We start from the raw sequence: 26300 nt of genomic DNA, 5'->3' as shown, positions 1-26300 counted from the left end.
TTATCGTAAGCGGTTGTCTGTTAAGATAGCATCATGGAGGTGAATGGGATGGAAACAAAAAATGTGATTTTGGAACTTCGCACGAAGCAGGGATTATCGCAGGATGAATTAGCCGAGAAAATCATGGTGACAAGACAGGCAGTATCGCGCTGGGAGAATGGCGAAACCGTGCCGAATACGGATACGTTAAAGCTGCTGTCGAAAGTATTTGATGTCTCAATCAATACACTGCTTGGACAACCGAGAAGATTGATCTGTCAGTGCTGTGGCATGCCGCTCGAGGATGAGATCATCGGGCATGACCGGGATGGGACAATGAATGAATCGTATTGCAAATGGTGCTATGCAGATGGCATGTATACATACAGTAATATGGATGATTTGATCGATGTTGCAGTCAAGCATATGGTGACGGATGAATTTCCGGAGGAACAGGCGCGGGAATATATGAAGGATCTGCTCCCGAAGTTAGACTATTGGAAGCGGTACGATGAACTGAGCGATGGCGGACAGTTCGATGAATTCAAACATCAGTTGATAAAAGAGATTAACGACCTTCATATCGAAGGATTGCCGAAGGTGGAAAAGTTGAATGCACTCGTCGGTCAGTATGTGAATCTGGCGTATCCACTTCCAAGTGGGGAGACAGTAAAATTCTTAGATGACAAAAAAACCTATCTTGGCAATCAGTTGGAATGTGAGTTTGGCGGAGACCGGTATTTCGGTGTGCTTGCAGGCATGGATTTCATTTTGGTGAGTACCTATGATGCGAGTGGCGAGAATCCCGAGCTGGTCGTATATAAGAAACGGTAATGATGAATAGAAGCGTTAGTGAAGAGCCGAGTGATCGGCTCTTTATTGCATTTCGTCTGAAAAAGATAGAATTACGATACAATCCGGTGTATAATTTAAAGATACATAAAATGCAGGAGCATGTATCTCATGTTGCAGATGGTGTGGATGTCATTCGTGATGCAACTGTACAGTTAGGCAAAGAAACCGATGAGATCGGAAAAGATATCAAGAACTTAAGTGATATTGCACAGAGAAATGAGGATACGGTTAAGGGAACGATTTTCTTTAGTGATGAGGTGCTTGGCACTGTAAACAGTGTGACCGAGATGTCGACGGAAGTCAGCTCATCCGCCAATGATATGGCAGGCGTGGTGTCACATTTCCGTATGTAAGAAGTAAGAATATAAATAGAAAAAGAATGTAGAAGCGTTGGTTCGGAAACGAACCGGCGCTTTTTTGCGCAATAAGCCGGAATGCAGAAATCGTGCTTGCACGGATTTCTATATGACGGCAAATGTTCATCGAGCCGACAGGCGAGATGCCGTGGTGAGCCGTCATGCAGAAATTTGACTTAGATTTTACATGGTTTCCACAGAAATATGATAGTAGAGTGGCAAATTTCAATTTTATAATAGAACAGAAATTTGAGAAAGCAATATATTCAAAGCGAGGAAAAGAATATGCCATCTACATATGCACATTACCGGATGGGACAGGAAGTAATCAAACAGGTTTCTGTCCCTGCCCACGATATCATTATGAAACATAAACAGCTTTACGATATAGGTCTGCACGGACCGGATATCTTGTTTTACTATCATCCGTTGGTGACGAACCCGGTCAATGCAATCGGGTATGGACTGCACGAACGTTCCGGAAAATATTTCTTCGGGAAGGCGGCTGAAATCATAGAGAAGGCATCTGATAAGGAAGCGGCACTTGCCTATATCTATGGATTCATCTGCCATTTTGCCTTGGATTCCACCTGCCACGGATATATCGATGAGAAGATTGCGCAAAGTGGCGTGTCTCATACAGAAATAGAAGTAGAGTTTGACCGGAGCTTAATGATCGAAGATGGGAAAGACCCGGTTCGACAAGACCTGACGAAGCATATCGTCCCATCCATGGAAAATGCCAGCGTGATTGCACCATTCTTCCAAGGGGCAGAACCAAAGCAGGTTAAAAAAGCGTTGAAGGGAATGATTCAGAATAATCATTTACTGCTCGCACCTTCCAGATTAAAAAGAATGCTGATCTATGCCATACTCCGTCTGTCCGGAAATTACAAAGAAATGCATGGATTGCTGGTAAATTTTGAAGCAAATCCGGCATGTGAGGACAGCACAGCGAAGCTGCATCAGTTGTACGCTGTGGCCAAGAGCCGGGCAGTTATGCTGATTGATGCGTATGGAAAGTATATGGCAAAAGAAGAGGCGTTAAATACGCTCTATAACTATACATTTAGCGGCAAAGAGAAGGAGGCGTAGCAACGTGAAAACGAAAATGACAAAGGCTGAAAGAAACTGGGTATTATACGACGTGGGAAATTCTGCGTTTGTGCTGCTTGTCTCAACAATCATGCCGATCTATTTTAACTATCTGGCAGGAAATGCAGGACTCTCTTCAGTCGATTATCTTGCGTATTGGGGGTATGCGACTTCTGCTGCAACGATCATCGTAGCATTGCTCGGACCGGTATTCGGAACGTTGGCAGATACGAAGGGACTGAAGAAACCAATCTTTACCGCAACGATGCTGATCGGAGGAATCGGCTGTCTGGCACTTGGATTCGCCAGACAATGGATGGTCTTTCTGATCATTTATATTATTGCGAAGACGGGATTCTCCGGGAGCCTGATCTTCTATGATTCGATGCTTGGCGATGTCACAACCGAAGAACGGATGGATAACGTATCTTCACAGGGATATGCCTGGGGCTATATCGGAAGCTGTGTGCCATTTGTTTTATGCCTGGGAATCGTGCTCGGTGCAGGGAAGATCGGAATCAGTATGGAGCTTGCGATGATGATTTCATTTGCGATTGTTGCGGTCTGGTGGATTGGCGCGACAATTCCGCTTCTTAAGATCTACAAGCAGAAACATTACGTGGAACGGAAGCCGCGGGCGATTCGGAACAGCTTCAAACGTCTGGGCGTCACTTTGAAAAATGTGAGAAACGAGAAGAAAATCTTCCTGTTCCTGCTGGCATTTTTCTTCTACATCGATGGCGTCTACACGATCATTGATATGGCAACCGCCTATGGAACCGCGCTCGGATTTGACAGTACGAAACTGCTTCTGGCACTGCTTGTCACACAGATCGTAGCATTCCCTTTTGCAATCATATTCGGCAAGTTAGCCAATTGTTATAAAACAGAACGACTCATCACAATCTGTATTGGAGCATATCTTGGCATTGCCATATTCGCTATCTTCCTGAGGGAGCAGTGGCAGTTCTGGGTTCTGGCGATTCTGGTTGGCATATTCCAGGGCGGAATTCAGGCGTTATCCCGGTCGTATTTCGCCAAGATCATACCGCCGGAAAAATCCGGCGAATATTTTGGTCTGATGGATATATGCGGAAAAGGTGCATCCTTCCTTGGAACAACCGTAATCAGCCTGATCTCGCAGGTGACCGGCAAGGTGAATATCGGAGTAGGCGCGATATCCGTGTTCTTTGTACTCGGAATGATTGTGTTCCGGATGGCGACCGCGGAAGAAAAGGGAGAAGGAAAGAAAGTGAGGATGAGATTTGGGGAAGATGGGGTGTCTTGAGGGGGAGAGGAAGAGAATATTTTGTAGGGAAGTTTAGAGAGTCGAGGGATCGGCTCTTTTTATAATTAGGGAAGGTATATGCATTTTGATGTATGTATATTATATATAAAAATGTATAAAATGTACGTTAAAAGAACAAAAAGTTCGCGATTATGTATCGAAAGAGTACGGAAAAGAAAGTAAAATATGATCATCAAAAGAACAGATAGGAGGTCACAATATGTTTTTAAGTAAAAATATTAGCATTTTAAGAAAGAGGAAAGGATTATCTCAGGAGAAATTTGCTGAGAAAATTGGTGAAAGTAGTAGAGGAACTGTTGCAAAATGGGAAACGGGTGAGACAAAACCGAGTATTGAACAAATAGATAGTATGGCTCAATTTTTTGATGTATCATTGGATCAGCTTGTTCGGTATGATTTTTCCAAAAATGAAACTTATGATGCAATAGATAATAGTAAGGAAATAGTCAAACTTATCAGTGGAATGTTACATGGAAATGAGGACATCTTGAAATTTGTAGATGTAAAGGTTCTTATTGGTGTAGTGATAGATCTTACATTGTCGAAAGCAGAGGCAGAAGAGGCAATAGATAAAAGAAGGGCTGTTGCTTTGTATATGGAAGCCGGGGCATTGGGAGAACAGAAGGCATATGAAAGGGCGTATCATTTAGTTGAGGAGTTATTAAATGGGATAGGAAAAATCAAATCGGAAGAAGAACTTGATAGGGCTATTGAACTGAAGGAATTGTCAGAGGATTTGTATGAGAAAATTTGGGGATTTCGAGAGGATTTATCGGATTTAATGCTTCTTTCGTACCAAGCGAAGGAAAGAGTTTTGGATGAATTTTTTGTTCGACGACAGTGGAAAGAGGAACAGAGAAAAGAGGCTGTAGAAAGTGCCAGAATAGCTTATAACAACTTAAAGGCAGAATATAGCAGATTAATGTTGGAAGGGAAAAAAGAGGAGGCAGAAAAACTTGTTTTTGTGATAAATAAATATGCATTGGCGGGATATGCTGATGAAGAAGCGAAAAAATATATGATCAATGTGGAGAAAAAATAGATTATATGTAGCATTTTTGTCGCGAGTCCTGTTTTATGCCCAGTAGATGTGCTTAAATAGGAATGTTAGTATGTAGGGTTATAAAAATAAGGAGGAATAAATGGGTATGGAACAGATGGATATGTTTAGTTTTGTTGATAATCTGAATAAAGATCCGGTTACAAATACAACCTGTGTTGTAATGGATGGAGAATGTAAAGATGTTGCATGGGACGAATTGTTTGACGCTGAAAAATATGATCAGTTACTGTGTGTGACATATGTATCGTCTGCCAGTTTTTTAAGCAGAGCAATCGATAAGTTCAAAAATGTGAAGATTATTATTGGCATAGAAAAGGCGGATGTAAGAAAGGCGATTGCGGAAAGCATAAATGCACGGGTTATGCAGGAGGGAACAAAGTTTTTTGAAGAGTTACCAGATACAGGGAAGGACAAGCTGATTGAAAGAAGCTTGGAGGTTCGATATTCTAAAACAGAGTATATTATACATTCAAAATTATATTTATTATCAAATTCAGAAAGTGGCGAGAACCGTTTGATATTTGGTTCCGCGAATCTGACGAATACAGCGTTCAACAACGCTGTACATCAATATGAAGATATAATGGTATTTGACAATAATTTGATGTTTGATATATATAAAAAAAGATTTCAACATATATACAGTATTACCGAAGATTATGTACCGGGAGAGGTTATAAACAAATATAAAGAGGGAAAATTGATTTCCATGGTTGATTTTACGCCAGAGGAACGAACGGAAGAAATCATAGAGATATTGAAGAAAGAGAATATTGTGCCCGTATGTAATGAAACCATTCTGAAGTGTGTTCAGGAAGCACAGTCTGAAAATGAAAAAGAGATTACAGAGACGAAAGCCACATTTGAGGTAATTGTTGCAGCGGGTAAGAAAAAACGAGGTGATAAGAACGGAAATTATACGATTAAAAGCGCACAGGAACTTGAATCGTCGAAAGGAAAGATTATAGATATATTATTCCGTCATACAAAAACAGAGATGAACATGCAACGCTTCTCACTTACATTCAATGATACAGATAAGAAACAATATATAATTTTTCCCAAGAAGGATGATTGCACTGAGGCAAGGGCACCAGAAGTATTTGATAGAAAGGCTACACAAGAGGAAATCAGGTCTTCAATGGAGAATCTTATGCAATTTTTGATGGCATATAAGAACTTTGTATCTGATACAGAAGATGGGGATGAAAACCTTTCGCGAATACTAGAGGCAATTATGTACGCATTTGCTTCGACATATATATTTAAGCTGCGTCAGGAAAATACTGGCAGTAAATCGGACATACCCATTATGCTTGTGATTGGAGGAAGAGCTGCTTCTGGTAAATCAAATCTGCTTGCTTATATTGATCGTATTCTGAGTGGCCGACAATTGCTTGTGGAACAGCATTATATACAATACAAACAGATAGAAAAACGGGATACGGTTGGAGAATTGTTTATGACAGATAACACATATCCGTTACTGGTTGATGAAGTTCCGCCAGCATTTTTCAATAGCAAATCTACCAACAAAGGAGAGGAACTTATAAAGTATTTATCCAATACATTAGATTCCAAGCATCCAGTTATGATTTGTACGACGAATACAGGCGGTTTCAGTATTCCAGCGCAGGTAGCCAGACGAATTTATTTTCTGAAAGTAGATGCATGTTTTAATGAGAAATACAAATCGGAGGCAAATGCCTATTATGAAGATGTAATGGCAAACGCAAGCAATATTCTATTTCGGGATTTCTGTTCCAAAATGGGCGAATTGATAAAAACAAATTCAAACTTGTTTGGAGATGATTCGGCAGATTATCTCGGCATAGTCAGAAAGATTTTCCGGGAATATTTTATTATATCGGAAATGGAAATACCTAAGTGTTTTCCAAATCAGTTATACCGGGACTATGAGTATAGAGGAAAAAATATGTGGAAAACGCTTTATCAGCAGACAAAGGATCGGTTTGTGTATTCACCTAAAAAAGGGGAAAAGGAGGCTACATTTACTCTCAATTTGAAAGATATGACAACTGGAGTTAAGGATGTTCAGGTCTACATGAATTATCTGCGTCAGGATATTCTGGTTGAGGAGGCAGGCATGTATGTGGTGTTGAAGGCGGAGGCATTCTGTGATTGGATTGGAGTGAAGAATGTTTCGTGGTTGGAAAGAATGAGAAGAAAGAGGATAGGTGGAAAATAATCAGAATTTAATAGAGAAAAATAAGAATATATACTTATTAACATATAATTACATTGAAAAGTAATGTTTATTAATAATTTAATAAATTTGTAGGGAGGAAAATAAAATATGGAAATGAGTAAGATGAAAAGATGTGCAATAATGGGAATTATGCAGGCACCAAATTTACAACAAAAAGAAATGATTTATGAATCTTTTGAAAAGTTATTAAAGGACTGTAGGATTATTCTGTTTGATCAAAAGTGTTCAAATTTTGGGGAATCTTTTAGTAATAAGAAAATAGGCTCATGTTGGATTTGGGGAATAGGAGATTATACTCAAACTTGGATTTTGGGATTAAATGATAAATTTATTAAAGTTGGAAAGACTATAGATCTAGATTTAAATATTTTAACTTACATAAACAAATTGATGATAGGACGTAAAATTAATATTGATATTGATGATTTTATTGAGTATCTAAATTATTTGAAAAGAGAAAAGTTTCAAATAGGAGTAACAACAGCATTAATGGAGAGAGTAAAAACAAATATTGATTTAAATATTTTTGCTGAAATGATACAATCGTATGTAAAACTAGATAATATAATGTATGTAAATAAAAATATTGAAGATATAAATTTAAGTGAATGTGATTACAAAAGGGTAAAAGAGCTTTATGACAAATCATTGGAACAAATAGATGATCAAATAAGACAGTATGACATTTTATGCTGTTGTGTTATGAAGGCTTACCTTATAAAAACATTTGATAAAGAGCAAGAAAAAAATAAAAAAGTAGAAAAATTTATAGAATACTGTTTAAATGAAATAAATTGTTATTCAGAAAAGGAAATTGTTGTTTTATCTTTATATATCCTTGATGATTATCGAACTAATAGAGCTTTTAAGAAAATAAAAAATAACGAGGATGTAATAAAAAATATTTTAAATGTTACATGGGATTTATATCATATAAGATTGATAGAACAAATTATGTTATATGATAACTTAAATAAAAAAGATGAAATTATTTTATCGTATTTTGGTACAGCTGATAAAGGACTTATAGATGTAATGCAAATTAATCCAGCAAAAGCAGTCGTTATAATGGATAATAAAATATATATAATTCATCAAATAAATATTGAAAATGTATGTAAAAAACAAGAGTTATTAGATAATGCATATAATAATGATTATTTAAGAGAAAAGAAAATTAAAAATATAAATTTTTCTGAAATGAGAAAACAGTTAGAATTTCAAATTTTATCTAAGGTATGCAATTGAAACAGTGCATTCGTTTACAGAAATTAAAAAAGCAGCTTGTGAAAATTAGGATTGAATTAAAAACATTGGGAGTTATTCGATTTGAATCTATCGGAGGTTATATATCGAAAGGCTTTTCTAGTGACAAAATATTTATATACATTGGAGATAAGTTAGATGTTATTGAGGAATATAATAAAGGAAATGTTATGCTTACATTGGTTGGGAAAGTATTAAAATCCATAACAGATTCTGTCGAGATTGATGATTATTATGAAATGGTAAGGAAATATATGGCTGATAAAGGTGTGAAATTTGTAGCTGAACATGAATTTGTTGCGAATGTAAATGGTAATGAATTGACTATTAGAAAAAAATCTTAAGTAGTAACCAGTTTGGTTTTACTACCAACTTTACTACTAACAGGTAGTAAAAACTTACTCAATTCTGCTCTGATTTGCCACAATATGTAATTACGGAGTAAAACCTAAACAACCACAAAACACCAAAAAATCTTAGCAAAACAGAACATCCACAAGAAAAACAAGGAGAAACAAAACAATGATAAAAGTACTTTTCGTCTGCCACGGCACTCCAGTTTTATGATAATGCATATCTTTGCAGACTGGGGCAACACAGGGCAATATATGGCGGAAAGCCTTGGAATTACTACGGTTTCGACTACTAAGGCTCATGGGAGGAATCGGGATAAAGGCAAAGGTGTGGGGAGAAATCCTTAGTAGTAAGGGACTACTTACAGGCAATGTAGTAGATCTTTCAATAGTGATAATTTAAAAAATAATAAATATTGCATGTTCATTAGGGGGGAGGAATATACTGAGTATAAGAGAGTTTTTTGACATGTTTTGATATTTGGGATTGAGCTGAGGCATGAGCCCCAGATTTTATAGATTAAAGATAGGCTTTATTAATTAAAATATGAAAATCGAGATATGTATCTTAAAACAAGATACGTATCTTGATTTTTTGCTTTTTTTATGATAAGATACTCACATAATTTTAGGAGGTGGATTTACATGAATAATGGCGTTAGCTATTCTATGTTTTATGAGATATTGCTCAATTTACGTGAATATTTTCATAGTTATGGAAGAATCGATGATTCAAATGCAAAATTGGATGAAATTGTTAAAATGATATCGATTAATTATGAAATGGCTACTAAAGGACAAAAGTTTTCATTAGCATATATTAGAAAAGTTGCAAAACAAGTTACTGGTGATGAGAAAAATGTGGCTGCTGGCTTAATTAATGTTTTTGAAAAAGAGGCTTCAAATTCAATGTTTTTCAATGAGGATGGTACAAATATATTTGGTTCAAATCCATCACTTGTTTTGCAACCAACGGAAAATGAATTTGCAGAGAAACTTATTAGTGAGATAGAAAAGATTGATTTTATTCACTTGCTTAAAAATCATAAATATTCGGATTTTGATATTATTAATGAATGTTTTGGACATTTTGTAAGAGAAAATTTCAGAAATAATAAAGAGGATGCTCAATATATGACTCCATATGAGATATCGGAACCGGTGTTGGATATTATATTTAATGATATGGAAAATGATGGATACTTTACAGAGGAGATTCTGGGTGATTTTACAATCATGGATCCAACATGTGGAGTCGGCACGCTGTTAATTGAAAGCGCAAATCACTTTACACGTTATTTAGAGAAGAAAAAAATTAATTGTAATAATAGAAATAAATATATCGAGCGGTTTAGAAATAAAGGTATGATTGGGCAAGATAAAGTTGACAGAATGGTGCGCTTATCTAAAATAAATGCACTTTTATTAGGGTGTAATATTTCTAATATAAATAGTGGAAATAGTATTGTAGGTAATAGCAACATAAATGATTATCTGGGCAAAGTGGATTTGATTTTTACTAATCCACCATTTGGTGCAGAATATGAAGTCAATCAGTTGAATTTATGCGAATATCCAATTTTAAATTCAATGGAGATATCTGCTAATAGCGTAGATTCAGAGTTGCTTATGCTTGATAAAAGTATTGCTTTGTTAAAAGAAAATGGTTATTTGGCTATCGTTCTGCCGGATTCTGTTTTTGCATCAAAGGGAACCAATTCACTTTATAGAGATGCATTGTTAAAGCATGTTTATATAAGAGGTGTCATTGAACTTCCATCGGTCACATTTGCTCAAGCAGGGACAAGAACAAATACATGCATTCTTTATTTGCAAAAGAAAAAAGCAGTAAATGAAGATAGGATATTTATGGCATTGTGTGAAGATTTGGGGTATATTGTTAAAGAAAAAATGGGAGTACCCGTAAAAATTTCAAAAGGTAAAAATGAAATGCTAGACATAGCAAAGGCATTGATAGAAAATCGTACAGATAAAAGAATTATTTTGCAAAAGCCGTCGGTGACTCAAATTACGCCTTTGGATTTGACGGAAAATGTTATTAAACCAAGTTTTTATGCTGCAGAGCGATTTGTGACAGTGGAAAATATTATGAAAAGCATTAGCGATGGATATGTAATAAAAAGGCTGTCGGACGTAGCGGAATTTGTAACAACATCTCGGAAAGGATTTATGGTTTCAGAATCAGTCAAACATATAAGTGTATTGCATGTTAATTCTAATAGTACAATCAATTTTAATGAGGTTGAGCATTTTGTTCCGGTTTCAAAGGGGAGAAAAGTTGAGCCGGGTGATTTGATTTTTTCTAAATTGAATCCCAGAATTCCAAGAATGGCAGTTGTTCCAGAAAAGAAGTATGATTTAGTATGTTCTAATGAATTTGAAATAATAAAGCCTACAGGAGATATAGATGCTTACATGCTTTGTTTCTTACTAAAAACAAGTAATGTAATGGTTCAAATAGAAAGTATGACATCGGGTACATCTTCATCACATAGTAGAATAAAACGTGAACAGTTAGGAGAAATATTACTTCCAGTACCCGTAGCTGATGATAAAAAGAAGATATGTAGGGAATTAGGGGAAAAAATAAAGATGGCAATTAATGAAATATATCAGGGAGAAAATATTATTTCTGAACAGCAAAAGTATTTATCGGAGTTAGCATAGAAGAAAGCTGGCAGTTTAGAACTGTCAGCTTTCTTCTTAGATATTCATGCAATACCCATTAGTGATTGCATCAGGATTATAGTACTTGATTTCATATGTTTCTCCATTCCACACGGCATCAAATAAGAGAGGATATTGCAGTGAACCGCATCTGTTTGTAAAAATGTTAGAATTATTGTTAATTGGTGCATGCAATTGAAAATTAGCACTTCGTATAAATCCGCTTTCTTTTTGACTATACCATGACAGACTTATTTCTCTGAAGAGTCTGTCGTGTTGGGGCTGTACTACCCAAATACGGGTACGCTCATGTTGGGAAATTGGTTCATAGTCCCATAAAACAAAATATAGATTAGGAGTGTTATTCAAAAAATGTACACTATTTGAATTTATGCTTTGAGTTCCTGATTTTATACACCCATTAAAGCGAGGAAAATCAATAGCTCCCCAAACATTTGCAGATTTTACATCTGAACCATCGGATAAATCGCTTCCCTTACGCCTCCCAAGCCCATTAATACCAGTTATAAGACTAACTAAGATTTGGGACCAAGCTCTAGAATCTTCTGGCGTAGGTTGCTTTGTTAAATCAGCATATTTTTTTGCATAAAAGAAAAATCGATGGTGCATGTTTAATAAATTTATAACATCATCCATTGTAAGTCCTCCTTAGAATTTTGTAATGATTACTTCATTGTTGACAACCTCGGCTTTGAAAATTAATTCTGATCCGGGGGTATCTTCTAATGGAATATGTAACTTTGTAAAGCCATTAGCCCTTCCGTTTCCATGTCTAGCATAATTTTCATTTGTGCCAGAATTTGGCGGGAACAACTGAAAATTAACGCTAGGTTTTTTCGTTGTATCAGCAAATTTCGGATATCCAAGTTTGGTCATCCATTCTTTATAACGTTCTTGTAAAATAGTATGTTTTTGAATATTTACTTTCCATATTCTAATACGGCAATTATGTTCAGGACTATAATCGATGGAGAGTAAATAAATAGCAGTGTAATTTAAGAACCTTTCCATGATATCAACAGTATTTGCCATAAAATTCCATCTTGGTGCAGTTGCCCCATTCTTGTCGAGAGAGTCAAGAAAATTTGCACTCTTAACTTCAGAGCCATCACAAAGATCATCACCTTTTCCGCGCATACCTTGACCAGCGATTTGGGTTTGAAGGGAAACTAAATGTTGTGCAATGTATCCCGTATCAATCATAGAGGATTGAGCCGTTATGGCGCTCCAATGAGCCAATAAGTTACGTTGTTTAATTACCTGCTCTTCAATAAGCGATTTGGCGAGTTGCATACGTTGTTCTTTAGAAAGTAGTTTTAATGCATAATTGGAAATTATTACTCTATCAGAAATGTCGACAGTATCAATTTCGATAGTATTGGTTGCGGCAGTTAATTGCTCATTAACATCTTCAGGTTTGGTATTTGGAGTAATCAAACTTGAGAGTAGTTCACAATATTTTTTTATCCGTTCGTTCATAGATCAGCCTCCTAGTTTGTATTTTTATTATTATACCAAAAAGTGTAGAAAAAATATATATCGTAAAATTATCAGCTGACATTGGGAGGGATATCCAAATCTCTACGCCTCTTCTCCCTGAAGACCGATGGCCCCCTTCGTGCGAATTTTCGCAGAATTAAACAGGGGGGATACCCACAAAAGTCAGTTTATGTGAAAATATCCGCTGAATATCATCGCTAAAGCCGATTTTGTTTTGCCGGATAGTATCGAAATACGCAGAAAAAATGTGTAAAAACAACATAAAAAGCACAGTTTTTCTGCGTACATTTTGGCAGAAATATAATTCGAATTGTCTTGCTATTCTGTGTCATCAGAGTGATATATGTACTACCGAATAAAGAAAGGCGGTTACATATTATGAAGAATGAAATCAGATTTACACTGGAATTAAAGCAGAGACCGAAACTGGTACAGGAGATCGGAAACATACTTGGAACAGCACCGCATTATGAACGGGTACCAAGCTGTGCATATGATATTGCAGGATAACGACTGGACAAATAGGGTGTACTGCATATTCCGGAGAGAACAGAGGAAGAAACGGTGGAAGATCTGATTCGGCAGTTACGAGAGTGTGGGTTTCAAAACGATGCGGAAGTAACCGAAAAAGTGTCAGTGCAGCAGGAGAAACTGACAATAGCAATTCCGAGAGAAAGCCTTACGGATACGGCGTTGGAAAATTTACAGAAGATTCTAGCAAATAAGCAGACACTTTTTCAACGTGCATTTCGGACGGACAACACAGAAATAGAGATTACTGAAGAAAAAATAAACTTCACATGGTTCCCGTACACAGCAGATGGCGATGAGATTGAAGCCTATACGCAATTTGTTTCAAGGTTGTGTGATATGGCAAGAGATGCAAAAAGAGTTTCATCAAAGCCGACCGAAACGGATAATGACAAATACGCTTTCCGCTGTTTTCTGCTTAGACTTGGATTTATAGGGAAAGAGTATAAGGCAGCGAGAAAGATTCTGCTTAGAAATCTTACGGGAAATTCAGCATTCAGAAGTGTAAAATAAAGAATGAGGGTATTGACTCATGCAGCAGTCAATACCCTCATTCTTTATTTTTTTATAGTAATCTGCACTGCCATATTAGAAACATCCTGTAGAGTATTTTGTTCTTTGCAACGTTGTGCTTCGGATTTGATAAGATTTTCAACATCTTTCTGTCCGAAGGAATCAAGAAAAATATACAATTTCATAAGATCAGTATAAACAGATTCCAGTTCCCAGCGTTCCAACTGTTCTATATCATCTGACAATTTGGCTGATGATGAATCATTGGATTTCCCAAGTATATAATCCGTACGCACATCAAATAAATCAGAAAGTCTGATTAAGGTTTCAAAATCCGGGGTACGTTTACCAGTCTCCCACATAGCAACAGTTCCCTTGGAAACGCCAAGGGTTTCTGCGAGGGAAACCTGAGTATATACAGGGCATAAGAGCGAACATAGGATGACCCCGAAAACCCTTGAAAAACAGCCACTTTTGGCAGGAAGGAATGTGATTTTATGGCAAGACCAAGTTTAGCAGAAAAGGATATTTTAAATCCTTCTGAGGCAATTGAATATTTTGTTTTGAGCCGGAGAAAATTTTATGATTTATTGAATAGTACGGATGGAGAAGATTTTCTGGCATACTACAGAGAACGCAAGCTGATTCTCCGTGTAGCCTTTGAAAGGTATCTGTGTAACCATCCAGAACTAAGGAGGCGGATATAATGGCAAAGGCAGGAAGAGGTCAGACAAGGCGGGATTCCAAACGTAGAGTCCTCAGACCGGGAGAAAGCGTAAGAGCAGACGGAAAATATCAATATAAGTATCATATTGATGGAAAACCACATTTTGTATACAGTTGGAAACTGGAGCCTACGGACAAACTTCCAAAGGGAAAAAAGCCATGCCTTTCCCTTCGTGAGTTGGAAAAACAGGTAAACACAGATTTGGATTTGCTTGTAAATATCGTAGACGGACAGATGACAGTATGTGAACTGGTAGACCGATATTTGAAGACAAAGACCGGAGTAAGGCAAAGCACGAAACAGGGATATGTTACAGTGCAGAGATTACTTGCGAAGGAAGCATTTGGCAAAAAGACGATACGAAGTGTGAAAACTTCCGATGCAAAGCTGTTTCTTATAAAGTTGCAGCAGGAAGATAGGAAAAGCTACAGTTCCATTCATACCATCAGAGGAGTTCTGCGACCAGCCTTTCAGATGGCGGTGGATGATGACATACTGGTAAAAAATCCATTTGGATTTCAGCTTGCCGGAGTATTGGTAAATGACGCAGTCACAAGAGAGGCAATCACAAAAGACCAGATGAGAAAATTCCTAAAGTTTGTGCATGACGATGCGGTGTACTGTAAATACTATGAAGTAGTGTACATACTATTTCATACAGGAATGCGAATATCGGAGTTTTGTGGTCTGACGCTGAAGGATATTGATTTGGAGAACAGAACCGTGAATGTCAATCATCAGTTGCAGAGAACATCAGATATGCGATACATCATAGAAACTACAAAGACGGATGCAGGAACAAGAGTATTGCCGATTACAGAGGATGTGGCACAGATGTTTCAGGCAATTATTGAGGATAGAAATGCACCGAAAGTGGAGAAATCCATAGATGGATATAGTGGATTCCTGTTTTACGATGATAATGGAATGCCACTTGTTGCAATGCACTGGCAGCACCGCTTCAACCATATGGTCGGCAGATACAATGACATTTACCGGGTGCAGATGCCAAACATTACGCCTCATGTATGCCGACACACCTATTGCTCGAATATGGCAAAATCAGGAATGAATCCTAAGACGTTACAGTACCTCATGGGGCATTCGGATATATCGGTCACAATGAATGTGTACACGCATATCGGATTCGATGATGCTGAGGAAGAATTGAAGCGGATGGAAGAGTTTAGGAAGGCGAAGGCAGAAGTTGAACAGAAGAAAGAGAAACCGATGTCGCAGAAAATGTTTAAGGTAGTTTAATATGGAAGAGGGATGACGCTCTGGCTTAGGCTGGGGCGTTTTTTTGTGGAAAAAAGTTAGCTATAGAGATATAATATAATTTGGATTAATATTGTATTGGAGGGATACATAATGAACAATGATTATCAATTACTATTAGATGAAGTACGTCAAAATTATGCAAGTGTAGTATGGACACATAAGATACAAGAGAAACAAGCAGATATTTATCATGAACAATATGCGAAATTAGAAACAGCTAATATTTTGGCGGCTTCAGCAACATCTTGTGGAATCGTTAGTACTATATTTTGCGATAATATTTGGGCTAAAATAATAGCTGCAGTTCTTTCTTTTATTACAATCACAATTACTGCATATTTCAAGAGTTTTGATATAAAGGAAATGGAAAAACACAACAAGGAATATGCTAATAAATTTTTAATTATACGAAATCGATTGTTGCATATTATTTGTGACCTTCATATGAAAAAACGTAATATTGCTGAGATTAATACAGAATATATTTCAATCATGGATGAATTGAATGAACTATATGTTTCTGCACCATCAACGACGCAAAAGGCAGTTGATAGAGCAACAGAAGCACTTAAGGTTGATAAGGAGTATACATATACGGAGGAAGAAATAGATAATTTCTTACCTCCGGCACTCAGAGGGGAGGTTGAAGAGTAATTGGGATTATTAAATGATTTTGAAACATTTTGTAGTAACATCTTGCTGGATAATCTGGCAGATATGAAAAAGACCGCCGGAGAAATTGCAAAAAAACTTAACAAGAGTTATTACGATTTAGATTCCGAGAATGAATTGCATATGTATATAGTAGGATCAGTTGGAAGAAAGACTGCAATTAGTGGAAATAGTGATTTGGATATTTTGTTTGATTTACCTACTAGTATTTACAGCAAATATAATGCTTATTCTGATCATGGACAGTCTGCACTTATACAAGATGTAAAGAATGTGCTTAAAGAAAAATATCCTAATACCGATATTCGTGGAGATGGGCAGGTAGTTGTTATTGCTTTCAATAAATATACTGTTGAACTTGTTCCTGGATTTAAACAGGCTGATGATAGGTTTAAGTATCCAGACACACATGATGGTGGTTCGTGGAAGTATACAGATCCTTTAAGTGAGCAAAGTGCCTGTGCTGAATGTGAAAATGAGTCAGACGGAAAGTATTATGATTTTTGTCATATTATTAGGAGTTGGAAAAATCATATAGGTGTTAAAATGGGAGGACTGTTAATTGATACTCTAGTATTTGATTTTTTTAATGAAAACGGGTGTTTTGTGGATGATTCAGAAAAGAATTATTTGGAAATATTGCAATCATTATTTGAGAACCTAAAGAATCAAGATAAAGACAGAAGCTATTGGTATGCAATGGGAAGCAATCAGTGTGTGTATAATTCCGACAAGGGAAAGTTTATTAGTAAGGCAAAGAAAGCATATAACAAAATTAAAGACCTTACAATTGAATCGGATAATGCAAATAAAGTTTTGAGACAAGTATTGGGGAACTCATTCCCTAAAGCGGAAGGAAAAACAGAAAAAAATGCGCGGTATGTTATAGCGAAGCATTATTATGAACGAGGCGCTACAACGGAAGAATTCATTGATGAGAAATTTGATGTTGATATTAGGTATGATGTTGATATTGACTGTAATGTCACTCAAGATGGTTGGAGACCATTTCTATTGCGAAAGTATCTTGGAGATAATTTGACTCCGTTGAGGAAAAACAAAAAATTGGATTTTTTTATAGCAGATACAGATTGCCCCCAACCATATGATGTATATTGGAAAATTAGAAATGTTGGAGCAGAGGCTGTTAGCCGTAATATGGTGAGAGGAAATATTGTTAAAGGGAGTGGAATGCATCACAAAGAAGGCACAGAGTTCGAAGGGGAACACTATGTTGAATGTTATTTGGTTAAAAACAATATATGTGTTGCTAGGGATAGAATTGAAGTGCCAATAGGAAAAATATAGTCCTTAGTAGTAAACGTTTCTCTTTTACTACCAATTTTACTACTAACAGGTAGTGATAACTAGCTCAATTCTGCTCTGATTTGCCACAATCTGTAATTGCAGAGCATTTTACCATAATCCCAGACCCCCTTGCAAAACAGGGCATTCCGGGGCAAAACAAGGAGAAACAAAACTATGATAAAAATACTATTCATCTGCCACGGCAACATCTGTCGTTCCACCATGGCTCAAAGCGTATTCACCCACCTCGCCCGCCAGTCCCATCTCGATTCCTATTTCGAGATTGATTCTGCGGCGACGAGTACGGAGGAAATTGGGAATCCGCCACACCATGGGACAAGGAGAAAATTACAACAGGAGCAGATTCCGTTGATTCCACATCGGGCAAGACAGATGACGCGGGCGGATTATACATACTATGATTATTTGATTGGAATGGATGGTGCGAATATCCGGAATATGACGCGGATTGCCGGTGGCAGCGATGTGGAAGGGAAGATTTATAAGATGCTGGCGTTTGCGGACTATGAGAAGACGCATAAACTGAGCGAAGCACGTGATGTGGCTGATCCGTGGTATACCGGTGATTTTGACCAGACATTTGAGGATGTTCTGGTAGGTTGCAAGGGCTTACTTGCCTACATCAAAGATAGACAACAACTGCATAAGTAAAACAGCATTTACGTGTATTTAACATATGCGAGATAACATATTTAACAACCCCTGTTTATTATGAAATAGAAATCATAATAAATGGGGGTTTTTACATGAAGAAAACATATGTGATAGATACGAATATCCTGATTCAGGCACCACATGCATTCTTATGCTTTGAAGAGAATGATGTGGTGCTTCCGCTTGTTGTGGTAGAAGAACTCGATGGATTGAAGAAAGCGGACGGTGAGAAAGGTTCCAATGCGAGAAAAGTCGTGCGCATGCTGGAGCAGTACCGGAATCAGGGAGATCTGTTACAGGGCGTGACGCTGCCGGATGGAGGAACGCTCCGCATCGAGAAGAATTACAAGGCGGTGGAGCTTCCGGAGGATATGCCGGAAGATAAAGCAGATAACCGGATCTTGAAGGTCTGTAAGGGATTGTCACAGGATTTGGGCAAGAAGTCACAGGTGATTCTGGTTACGAAGGATCTGGTGCTCCGGATCAAGGCGCAGATGCTTGGCGTGCGGGCAGAGGATTTCACGACGGAACAGATTACGGTGGATGACCGGCAATATACAGGCAGGACGGATGCGTATATCCCGGAGGATAAGGTAAAGGAATTCAAGAAACACGGAATCCCCTGCAATGAGGTGTATCAGACAGATGCGGAAGGAAATCGCATACAACCGGACTTTATCGAGCATGAATTCGTGATTTTAACCCCGGACCAGTCGAATAAGAAAACGATTCTCGGCAAGGTGCATGCTGATAAAATCTATCCATTATCCTATAAGAAATCATACCCGTATGGCATCAAGCCGAGAAATGTTGGGCAGTACTTCATGCAGGAGGCATTGATGGCATCGGCGGACGAGATTCCGCTTGTGATCATCAAAGGAATGGCAGGTACGGCAAAGACATTTTACTCTCTGGCGGTTGGGTTAGAAAAGGTGTTCAACAATCCGACCGGGGAATACCGGCGGATCATCGTTTGCCGGCCGAATGCACAGTTTGACGATGAGATTGGATTTCTGCCGGGAAGTGAGCAGGAGAAGATTGCACCGTTGATGCGTCCGGTGATTGATAACTTGGAGCAGATTCTTGATTCGGATGAAGAGGAACGATATGCGGATGAGAAGGCATTGGCAGATAAGATTCAGGAGATCTTCGAGCGGGGAATCATTCAGACAGAGGCGCTGAATTTTATCCGTGGACGTTCGATTGCGAAGACCTATTTGATTATTGATGAAGCGCAGAACATGACGCCGAATCAGGTGCGAGGCATCATCACGCGGGCAGGAAAAGGCACAAAGATCATATTGCTTGGAGATCCTTGTCAGATTGACCGGCCGTTTCTCGATGAACGGACGAATGGACTAAGTTATGCGGCGAAATACATGCAGGGAAGTCCGTATTGTGCGCAGCTCACATTATCGGCGGAAGAATGCGAGCGGTCGGTACTTGCAATGGATGCGGTGAAACGGTTGTAGAAGATCTACGGACATTGCGTCATATATGCAATATATTTGTATGTGGCAGATCCTGCCGGAACTATTTACATATTACAGAAGAAGGGTTTAGAAAATGGCACAGATATTATACAAAGACATCATCAAGAACAAAGAGATAAACGAATTTATCAAAAAGGGCGATGCGAATTTAGCCACGCTTGGCTATACGGAGCATTCGAAGACACATTGCACGCTGGTGGCTGAGCGGGCAGCATATCTGCTGGAGAAGTTCGGACATGCTGACGCGGAAATCAAACTTGCGAAGATTGCCGGATACATGCATGATATCGGAAATGCAGTCAATCGTGAACACCATGCCGAGTATGGCGCGCTCCTTGCAAATGATATCCTGCGGCGGATGGATATGCCGTTTACAGATCGTGCAACCATTGTTTCGGCGATTGGGCATCACGACGAGTCAACCGGAGGTGCCGTGGATATTGTGTCAGCGGCGATGATTATAGCGGATAAGACGGATGTCCGCAGAAGCCGTGTGCGCTCGCGTGATAAGTCGACCTACGATATTCACGATTGTGTGAATTACGCAGTCACGGAAGCGAACCTGAAGATCAACCGGGAGAAACGCCAGATTGCATTGGAACTCAAAATTGACGAGAAGATCTGTACGATGTATGAGTATTTCGATATTTTCCTTGGACGCATGCAGATGTGCCGGCACGGGGCGGAGTTGTTCGGAGCGAAATTTAAGCTGACCGCCAATGGCAGTAAGGTACTGTAAAATCTTCTGTGGATATTCCTGTAGAAAAATGCTATAATTACAATAATTGTAAACTGATTCCGGAGTGCTTGTTTGACAATGCTCCGGTTATTTGGTTAGCAAACTATAGTATAAATATGGGGGAAGCGTATGAAACTAAAATGCACAAATGTCTTGGTTACAATCGCGATGATCTGCAGTGTGCTGGCTATGATTATGAACTGGATTATTTACTTTGGACCGCAGGACAAATATGTTCAATCTTTTGGCGTGGATGTAAACACCGAACGAATCTTTGATGTCCGCTGCATTATATGTCCGATTTTGATTGTGGCCTTGTATATTCTTGCATGCACCATCACACGGAAATCGCAGAAGAAAAGAACCGGATTGGCGATTTCAGTCATTGTTCTTGTGAGCCATATTATTTTAAATGTATTAAATGTTGTATGTGTGGTTGCAGTAAACCGGAAATATGCCTTTTTTTATGGGGCGTCAGTGCTGGCGAAAGCTTCGATTCTGAATAATATGAGGAATTTTATGGAAAAACCATTTCATATATTGGCTATGATATTTCTGGCAATCACGATTGGAACGTTGTGCGGAAGGGATAATAACATGCAGCAGACACCATACTATGGTGATCCGACGTACCAAATGCCGAACAATGGATATAACACGCAGCCTCAATCCAGACAATCATCATAAAATTGAAAAAGGAGTTTATACAGTATGAAAATCGGAAGTCATGTTGGAATGAGCGGCAAAGAGATGATGCTTGGCTCGGTGAAGGAAGCACTCTCTTATGACGCGAATACATTTATGTTATATACAGGAGCGCCGCAGAATACGCGCAGAAAGGACGTGTCAGAGCTGCGCGTGGAAGAAGCGTGGGAGCTGATGCGGGCAAATGATATCACAGAGTTTGTGGTACATGCGCCGTATATCATCAATCTGGCGAATACGGTGAAACCGGAGATCTACCAGCTGGCGGTTGATTTCTTAAAGACAGAGATCGAGCGGACCGCGGCAATGGGAAGCAAGACGCTTGTCCTGCATCCGGGTTCCCATGTGAATGCCGGTGCCGATGCAGGCATCGATAGTATTATTAAAGGGTTAAATGAAGTGCTTACCCAAGATACGCCGGTGCATATCGCGCTTGAGACAATGGCAGGAAAGGGCAGCGAGATTGGCAGAAGCTTCGAGGAGCTGGCACGCATTTATGATGGCGTCACTTACAATGATAAGCTGCGTGTCTGCTTTGATACGTGTCACACGAACGATGCCGGGTATGATGTGGCAAATGATTTCGACAGCGTGATAGAAGAATTCGACAAGATCATCGGCAAGGACCAGATTGCGGTATTCCATATCAATGACAGCAAGAATCCACGCGGAGCGGCGAAGGATCGCCATGAGAATATCGGACTTGGTTCGATTGGGTTTGATGCGTTATACAAGATCGTATGGCATAAGGATTTCTTGGACGTACCGAAGATTCTGGAGACACCATATGTGAAATCACTTGCAGATGCGAAGAAAGCCTTTCCACCATACAAGGAAGAGATTGACATGCTCCGGAGTGGCGAGTATGATGCAACAAGAATTACGAAGCTTGCAGAATAAGTCGTCCGAAGAAATTCAGACATATTGCGAAAACACACATGGAGCCGTCAGGCAACATGAAAAACAAAGAATCGAGAGTAGGAAATATGGCAGTCAGAGATGAAATCATAAAGACACTGGAAGAAAACAGAGGCACCTATCTGTCTGGCGAGCAGCTTGCGAAGAAACTATCTGTCAGCCGGGCAGCAGTGTGGAAAGCCATCCGCAAATTGCAGGAGGATGGATTTGCAATCGAGGGCGTGAACAACAAAGGCTACAAGCTGGCGGAGGATACGGATGTGTTGTCCGTACAGGGAACGGCGAAATATCTGGACGTCGAGTGCCCAGTGCGGTTGGAAGTGTTTCGCTGTATCAACTCCACGAACCTTGCACTCCGCGAGCGGACGCAGGAGGAAGAAGGCCTGGTGCTTGCTGCGATGGAGCAGACGAACGGACTCGGAAGACTGGGGCGGTCGTTTATGTCGCCGGCAAATACAGGAATCTATTTCAGTATCCTGTTGAAGCCGCAAATCGCGAATCAGGAAGTGACGCTGCTCACGACAATCGCCGCCGTGGCAGTCTGCGAAGCAATCGAGAAATACACGGACAAGAAACCACAGATCAAATGGGTCAATGATATCTTTATCGATTCGCACAAGGTATGCGGCATCCTGACGCAGGCAGCATTCCAGATGGAAAACTTAGACCCGGAATACGTGATCGTCGGAATCGGAATCAATCTGTATATGCCGACGGAAGGATTCGGTAAGGAACTGGAAAATATTGCTGGTTCTGTCCTGCAGGAGCAAAGCGGTGACATCAAGAATAAGATTCTGGCAGAGACACTGAACCGCTATTTCTATTACTACAAAAACTTTGCGAAGAAAGAATTCATCGCGGAATACAAGAAGCGCAGCCTGGTTCTTGGAAAAGGTATCCGTGTTGTGACAAAGGATGGCGAGCGCAAGGCGACAGCCCTTGATATCGACGACATGTGCCATCTCCTTGTCGAGTACGAGGATGGCACCCGCGAAAATCTCTCAACCGGGGAAATCAGTATCCGGCTGCAGTAATACGTGATAACCAAGGAAAAATTGGATATAATATGTGTGTATGATTCATTGTTACAATTAAATAATTACAAATGAAACAATATGTAGATTCGAGTTGCACAGAATACTTATTATTAAGCAGACCATTGGAACACGCTGGTACTTAATGAGCAGGGCAATAAGAAATAAATAATTGATGTATGATATTCCTGCGAATTTAGTACCACTGCGTGTGGAAGTGAGCGAGAGCGCGTCTGCGAAGAATAAGTATTCTGTGCAACTCGGTCAGTATAGTAGGATTCGTAACTGTTTGATTTGTAAAACAACGAAAGGAGACACATATTATGAAGATACTATTTTACGATGCAGCAACCTACGACGTGGAATCCTTCGAGAAAGAACTCAACCATTTCCCGGACATCGAGATCATCTACCACGAAGTTGATATCTCTCCGAAGACTGTATCACTCGCACAGGGCTGCGATGCAATCTGTGCATTTGTAAACTCGGATCTGAGCGCGCCGGTACTGGAGAAGCTTGCTGCAATAAATATCAGATTGGTGCTGCTTCGCTGTGCCGGGTTTAATAATATAGATTTGGAAAAGGCAAATGAACTTGGCATTACGGTGCTGCGTGTGCCGGGCTATTCTCCGGAAGCCGTTGCGGAGCTTGCGATTACACTGGCGCTTGCGGTCAACCGCCATGTACACAAAAGCTACATCAAGGTGCGGGAGAATAATTTCAGCTTAGTGGGATTAACCGGAGTGAATTTTCATGGCAAGACCGCAGGCATCATCGGGACCGGAAAGATCGGTGCTGCAATGTGCCGGATCTGCCGTGGATTCGGTATGCGCGTAATCGCGTATGATATGTACCCGAATAAAGAGCTGGAATTCGTGGAATATATGTCACTTGCAGACGTGCTGAAACAGAGTGATCTGATTTCCCTGCATTGCCCGCTCACAGACGAGACTTATCACATGATCAACAAGGATACGATTGCACAGATGAAGGACGATGTGATCTTAGTCAATACATCCCGTGGTGCGCTGGTCGATTCAGAGGAACTGATACAGGGTATCCGGCAGGGCAAATTCTTCGGCGTCGGTCTGGATGTCTACGAGGAAGAGGGAGACAATGTATTTGAGAACCGGGAGGACGAGCTGTTACAGCATTCTATCACAGCCAGATTGCTTTCATTCCCCAATGTTATCATTACGTCCCATCAGGGTTTTCTGACGCGGGAAGCACTTGCGGCAATCAGCCGGACAACCTTACAGAATGCGGTTGATTATGAAAATAGAACCATCCATGAAGCCAATCAGGTAAAATAGATTGGACAAAATTATAACAGTCATAAGTACGGGCAGATGTATGTATCACACATATATCTGCCCATTTTTGCTGTTTTTATCAAATAGATGTGGATTTAAAAATGAATCTATGATAAAATGGCTCTTATCTGCTGTTTATAGGACAACAAAATGAAATCAGACAGCAAATAACGGACAAGATGCATGATACAGAATTCTTTATAAGAGGGTATGTGTTGTGAATCGAGAACGAAAAAAGAGAGGGAAAAAGGATGGAAGAAAAGAAGCGACACTCATTTGGTGGATCAATCGGATTCGTACTTGCGGCGGCAGGTAGTGCGGTTGGTCTTGGAAATATCTGGCGGTTTCCGTATCTGGCAGCCAAGGATGGAGGCGGATTATTCTTAGTCGTCTATATCATTCTGGCATTGACATTTGGCTACACGCTGCTGACTACGGAGATTGCAATCGGTCGAAAGACGAAACAGAGCCCGCTCACGGCATATACGAAGCTTCATGATAAATGGGGATTCTTAGGTGCTATTGCGAGTATTATACCGGTTATCATCATGCCGTATTACTGCACAATCGGTGGCTGGGTAGTAAAATATTTCTTCGTATTTTTGACAGGACATGGAGCCGACGCTGCACAGGATGGATTCTTTACCGGATTCATCACGTCACAGTGGGAACCGATTATTACATTTGTGATCTTCCTTGCGGTATCTGCATTTATCGTATTCCGTGGTGTCAATAAAGGAATTGAGTCTACATCGAAGATTATCATGCCAATCCTGCTTGTCATGATTTTGGGAATTGCAATATTCTCATTAACATTGAAAAATACAAATGATGCAGGTGAAGTAGTAACCGGTCTGCAGGGATTTAAAATATATATTGTTCCTAATTTTGAGGGACTGACAATCGGAAAGTTATTTACGGTTCTGATCGATGCACTCGGACAGTTGTTCTTCAGCTTGTCTGTGGCAATGGGTATCATGATTACATATGGTTCGTATGTGAAGGATGATGCAAACCTTGGAAAATCAATTAATCAGATTGAGATTTTTGATACGGTTGTTGCGTTCCTTGCAGGTGCAATGATTATTCCGGCTGTGTATGCATTTATGGGAACAGATGGTATGTCATCCGGACCAAGTCTGATGTTTGTATCTTTGCCAAAGGTATTTGCTGCAATGGGTGTTGCCGGAAATATAATTGGTACAATCTTTTTTGCAATGGTATTGTTCGCTGCAATTACAAGTGCGGTATCCGTCATGGAGGCAGTTGTATCATGTATTATGGATGCATTCCATACAAGCAGAACAAAAGCCGGCACAATCGAGGGAATCTTCGCACTGATCGTTGGTATCATTGTCTGCCTCGGATACAACAAGCTGTACTTTGAGTTCAAGCTTCCGAATGGTTCAACGGCGCAGATCTTAGATATCATGGATTACATCAGTAACAATCTGCTGATGCCGATCGTAGCACTTGCAACCTGTATTCTCGTCGGATGGGTCATCAAACCGAAGACTGTGATCGAAGAAGTAGAAAAGAGCGGTTGTAAAATGGGAAGAAAGCGGCTTTACACTGCTATGGTAAAGGTCATCGCTCCAATCTTCCTGATCCTGCTTTTGCTGCAGACACTCGGAATCATGAAACTGTAAACATATAGAAAAAGGAACCCGGTTTGG

General features: G+C 39.5%; 26 protein-coding genes. 23 read left to right on the top strand and 3 right to left on the bottom strand.

Features of this window, described 5'->3' with window-relative positions:
- Positions 1-48: 48 nt before the first annotated feature.
- From H9Q76_RS09320 to H9Q76_RS09280, 9 genes are all read left to right on the top strand, one after another.
- Complete coding sequence (locus H9Q76_RS09320) at positions 49-813, top strand: zinc ribbon domain-containing protein (RefSeq protein WP_117781458.1); 765 nt, start codon at positions 49-51, stop codon at positions 811-813.
- A complete protein-coding gene (locus tag H9Q76_RS09315) occupies positions 813-1187 on the top strand; it encodes a hypothetical protein (RefSeq protein WP_195541440.1) in 375 nt (124 codons plus the stop codon). Before H9Q76_RS09320 ends, H9Q76_RS09315 begins: the two co-directional genes overlap by 1 nt.
- Positions 1188-1475: 288 nt before the next feature.
- Positions 1476-2285, top strand: a complete 810-nt coding sequence (locus H9Q76_RS09310) for a zinc dependent phospholipase C family protein (RefSeq protein ID WP_249320996.1) — start codon at positions 1476-1478, stop codon at positions 2283-2285.
- 4 nt (positions 2286-2289) lie between these two features.
- Positions 2290-3573 carry an MFS transporter gene (locus tag H9Q76_RS09305; protein WP_249320995.1) on the top strand — a complete coding sequence of 428 codons (1284 nt, stop codon included), beginning with the start codon at positions 2290-2292 and terminating at the stop codon, positions 3571-3573.
- Between the two features lie 220 nt (positions 3574-3793).
- Positions 3794-4636: a helix-turn-helix domain-containing protein gene (locus H9Q76_RS09300; RefSeq protein ID WP_118544791.1), complete on the top strand. Its 843-nt coding sequence runs from the start codon at positions 3794-3796 to the stop codon at positions 4634-4636.
- A gap of 100 nt (positions 4637-4736) precedes the next feature.
- Complete coding sequence (locus tag H9Q76_RS09295) at positions 4737-6866, top strand: phospholipase D family protein (protein ID WP_118544792.1); 2130 nt, start codon at positions 4737-4739, stop codon at positions 6864-6866.
- 108 nt (positions 6867-6974) lie between these two features.
- Positions 6975-8135 (top strand): hypothetical protein, encoded by a 1161-nt coding sequence (locus tag H9Q76_RS09290; protein WP_118544793.1) that lies wholly within the window; start codon positions 6975-6977, stop codon positions 8133-8135.
- Positions 8136-8173: 38 nt separating this feature from the next.
- Positions 8174-8497: a hypothetical protein gene (locus tag H9Q76_RS09285; protein ID WP_249320994.1), complete on the top strand. Its 324-nt coding sequence runs from the start codon at positions 8174-8176 to the stop codon at positions 8495-8497.
- Positions 8498-9151: 654 nt separating this feature from the next.
- Positions 9152-11194 (top strand): N-6 DNA methylase, encoded by a 2043-nt coding sequence (locus H9Q76_RS09280; RefSeq protein ID WP_188331978.1) that lies wholly within the window; start codon positions 9152-9154, stop codon positions 11192-11194.
- A 36-nt stretch (positions 11195-11230) separates the two neighbouring features.
- Here the strand turns inward: H9Q76_RS09280 and H9Q76_RS09275 are convergent, their stop codons facing one another.
- Together H9Q76_RS09275 and H9Q76_RS09270 are read right to left on the bottom strand one after the other, a co-directional pair.
- Positions 11231-11851, bottom strand: a complete 621-nt coding sequence (locus tag H9Q76_RS09275) for a MamI family restriction endonuclease (protein ID WP_118544796.1) — start codon at positions 11849-11851, stop codon at positions 11231-11233.
- Positions 11852-11863: 12 nt separating this feature from the next.
- Entirely contained in the window at positions 11864-12694 is an 831-nt protein-coding gene (locus H9Q76_RS09270; protein WP_249320993.1) for a MamI family restriction endonuclease, read from the bottom strand.
- A gap of 399 nt (positions 12695-13093) precedes the next feature.
- Here H9Q76_RS09270 and H9Q76_RS13785 point away from each other — a divergent pair, with 399 nt between their 5' ends.
- Together H9Q76_RS13785 and H9Q76_RS09265 are read left to right on the top strand one after the other, a co-directional pair.
- Entirely contained in the window at positions 13094-13225 is a 132-nt protein-coding gene (locus H9Q76_RS13785) for a hypothetical protein (protein ID WP_279219074.1), read from the top strand.
- A 54-nt stretch (positions 13226-13279) separates the two neighbouring features.
- The gene (locus H9Q76_RS09265; RefSeq protein ID WP_243029016.1) at positions 13280-13759 is read left to right on the top strand and encodes a hypothetical protein; all 480 of its coding nucleotides are present in this window, start codon (positions 13280-13282) and stop codon (positions 13757-13759) included.
- A 44-nt stretch (positions 13760-13803) separates the two neighbouring features.
- Here the strand turns inward: H9Q76_RS09265 and H9Q76_RS09260 are convergent, their stop codons facing one another.
- Positions 13804-14121, bottom strand: a complete 318-nt coding sequence (locus tag H9Q76_RS09260) for a helix-turn-helix domain-containing protein (RefSeq protein WP_243029022.1) — start codon at positions 14119-14121, stop codon at positions 13804-13806.
- 135 nt (positions 14122-14256) lie between these two features.
- Here H9Q76_RS09260 and H9Q76_RS09255 point away from each other — a divergent pair, with 135 nt between their 5' ends.
- The 12 genes from H9Q76_RS09255 to H9Q76_RS09200 all read left to right on the top strand — a co-directional run bounded on the left by H9Q76_RS09255 (position 14257) and on the right by H9Q76_RS09200 (position 26273).
- A complete protein-coding gene (locus H9Q76_RS09255) occupies positions 14257-14466 on the top strand; it encodes a MerR family transcriptional regulator (protein ID WP_118544799.1) in 210 nt (69 codons plus the stop codon).
- The gene (locus tag H9Q76_RS09250) at positions 14466-15746 is read left to right on the top strand and encodes a site-specific integrase (RefSeq protein WP_118544800.1); all 1281 of its coding nucleotides are present in this window, start codon (positions 14466-14468) and stop codon (positions 15744-15746) included. The genes H9Q76_RS09255 and H9Q76_RS09250 overlap by 1 nt, the downstream gene beginning before the upstream one ends.
- A 111-nt stretch (positions 15747-15857) precedes the next feature.
- Complete coding sequence (locus H9Q76_RS09245; protein ID WP_118544801.1) at positions 15858-16421, top strand: SLATT domain-containing protein; 564 nt, start codon at positions 15858-15860, stop codon at positions 16419-16421.
- Positions 16422-17747 (top strand): nucleotide-binding domain-containing protein, encoded by a 1326-nt coding sequence (locus H9Q76_RS09240; RefSeq protein ID WP_118544802.1) that lies wholly within the window; start codon positions 16422-16424, stop codon positions 17745-17747.
- A 174-nt stretch (positions 17748-17921) separates the two neighbouring features.
- On the top strand, positions 17922-18419 hold the full coding sequence (locus H9Q76_RS09235) for a low molecular weight protein-tyrosine-phosphatase (RefSeq protein WP_249320992.1): 498 nt from the start codon (positions 17922-17924) through the stop codon (positions 18417-18419).
- Between the two features lie 95 nt (positions 18420-18514).
- On the top strand, positions 18515-19894 hold the full coding sequence (locus H9Q76_RS09230) for a PhoH family protein (protein WP_249320991.1): 1380 nt from the start codon (positions 18515-18517) through the stop codon (positions 19892-19894).
- Positions 19895-19988: 94 nt separating this feature from the next.
- Positions 19989-20654, top strand: coding sequence for an HD domain-containing protein (locus H9Q76_RS09225; RefSeq protein WP_249320990.1), 666 nt, complete (start codon positions 19989-19991; stop codon positions 20652-20654).
- A 129-nt stretch (positions 20655-20783) separates the two neighbouring features.
- A complete protein-coding gene (locus H9Q76_RS09220) occupies positions 20784-21341 on the top strand; it encodes a hypothetical protein (protein ID WP_249320989.1) in 558 nt (185 codons plus the stop codon).
- Between the two features lie 24 nt (positions 21342-21365).
- A complete protein-coding gene (locus H9Q76_RS09215; protein WP_249320988.1) occupies positions 21366-22259 on the top strand; it encodes a deoxyribonuclease IV in 894 nt (297 codons plus the stop codon).
- 56 nt (positions 22260-22315) lie between these two features.
- Positions 22316-23311, top strand: a complete 996-nt coding sequence (locus H9Q76_RS09210) for a biotin--[acetyl-CoA-carboxylase] ligase (protein WP_181985499.1) — start codon at positions 22316-22318, stop codon at positions 23309-23311.
- 323 nt (positions 23312-23634) lie between these two features.
- Positions 23635-24624, top strand: coding sequence for a 2-hydroxyacid dehydrogenase (locus tag H9Q76_RS09205; protein WP_249320987.1), 990 nt, complete (start codon positions 23635-23637; stop codon positions 24622-24624).
- Between the two features lie 251 nt (positions 24625-24875).
- On the top strand, positions 24876-26273 hold the full coding sequence (locus H9Q76_RS09200) for a sodium-dependent transporter (protein WP_118734299.1): 1398 nt from the start codon (positions 24876-24878) through the stop codon (positions 26271-26273).
- The last annotated feature ends 27 nt before the right edge of the window (positions 26274-26300 follow it).

It is taken from the genome of Wujia chipingensis (assembly GCF_014337155.1).
Taxonomy (GTDB): domain Bacteria; phylum Bacillota; class Clostridia; order Lachnospirales; family Lachnospiraceae; genus Coprococcus_C; species Coprococcus_C hominis.
The sequence above is the reverse complement of the archived record's forward strand: the minus strand, read 5'-3'. Positions and strand labels throughout refer to the sequence as shown.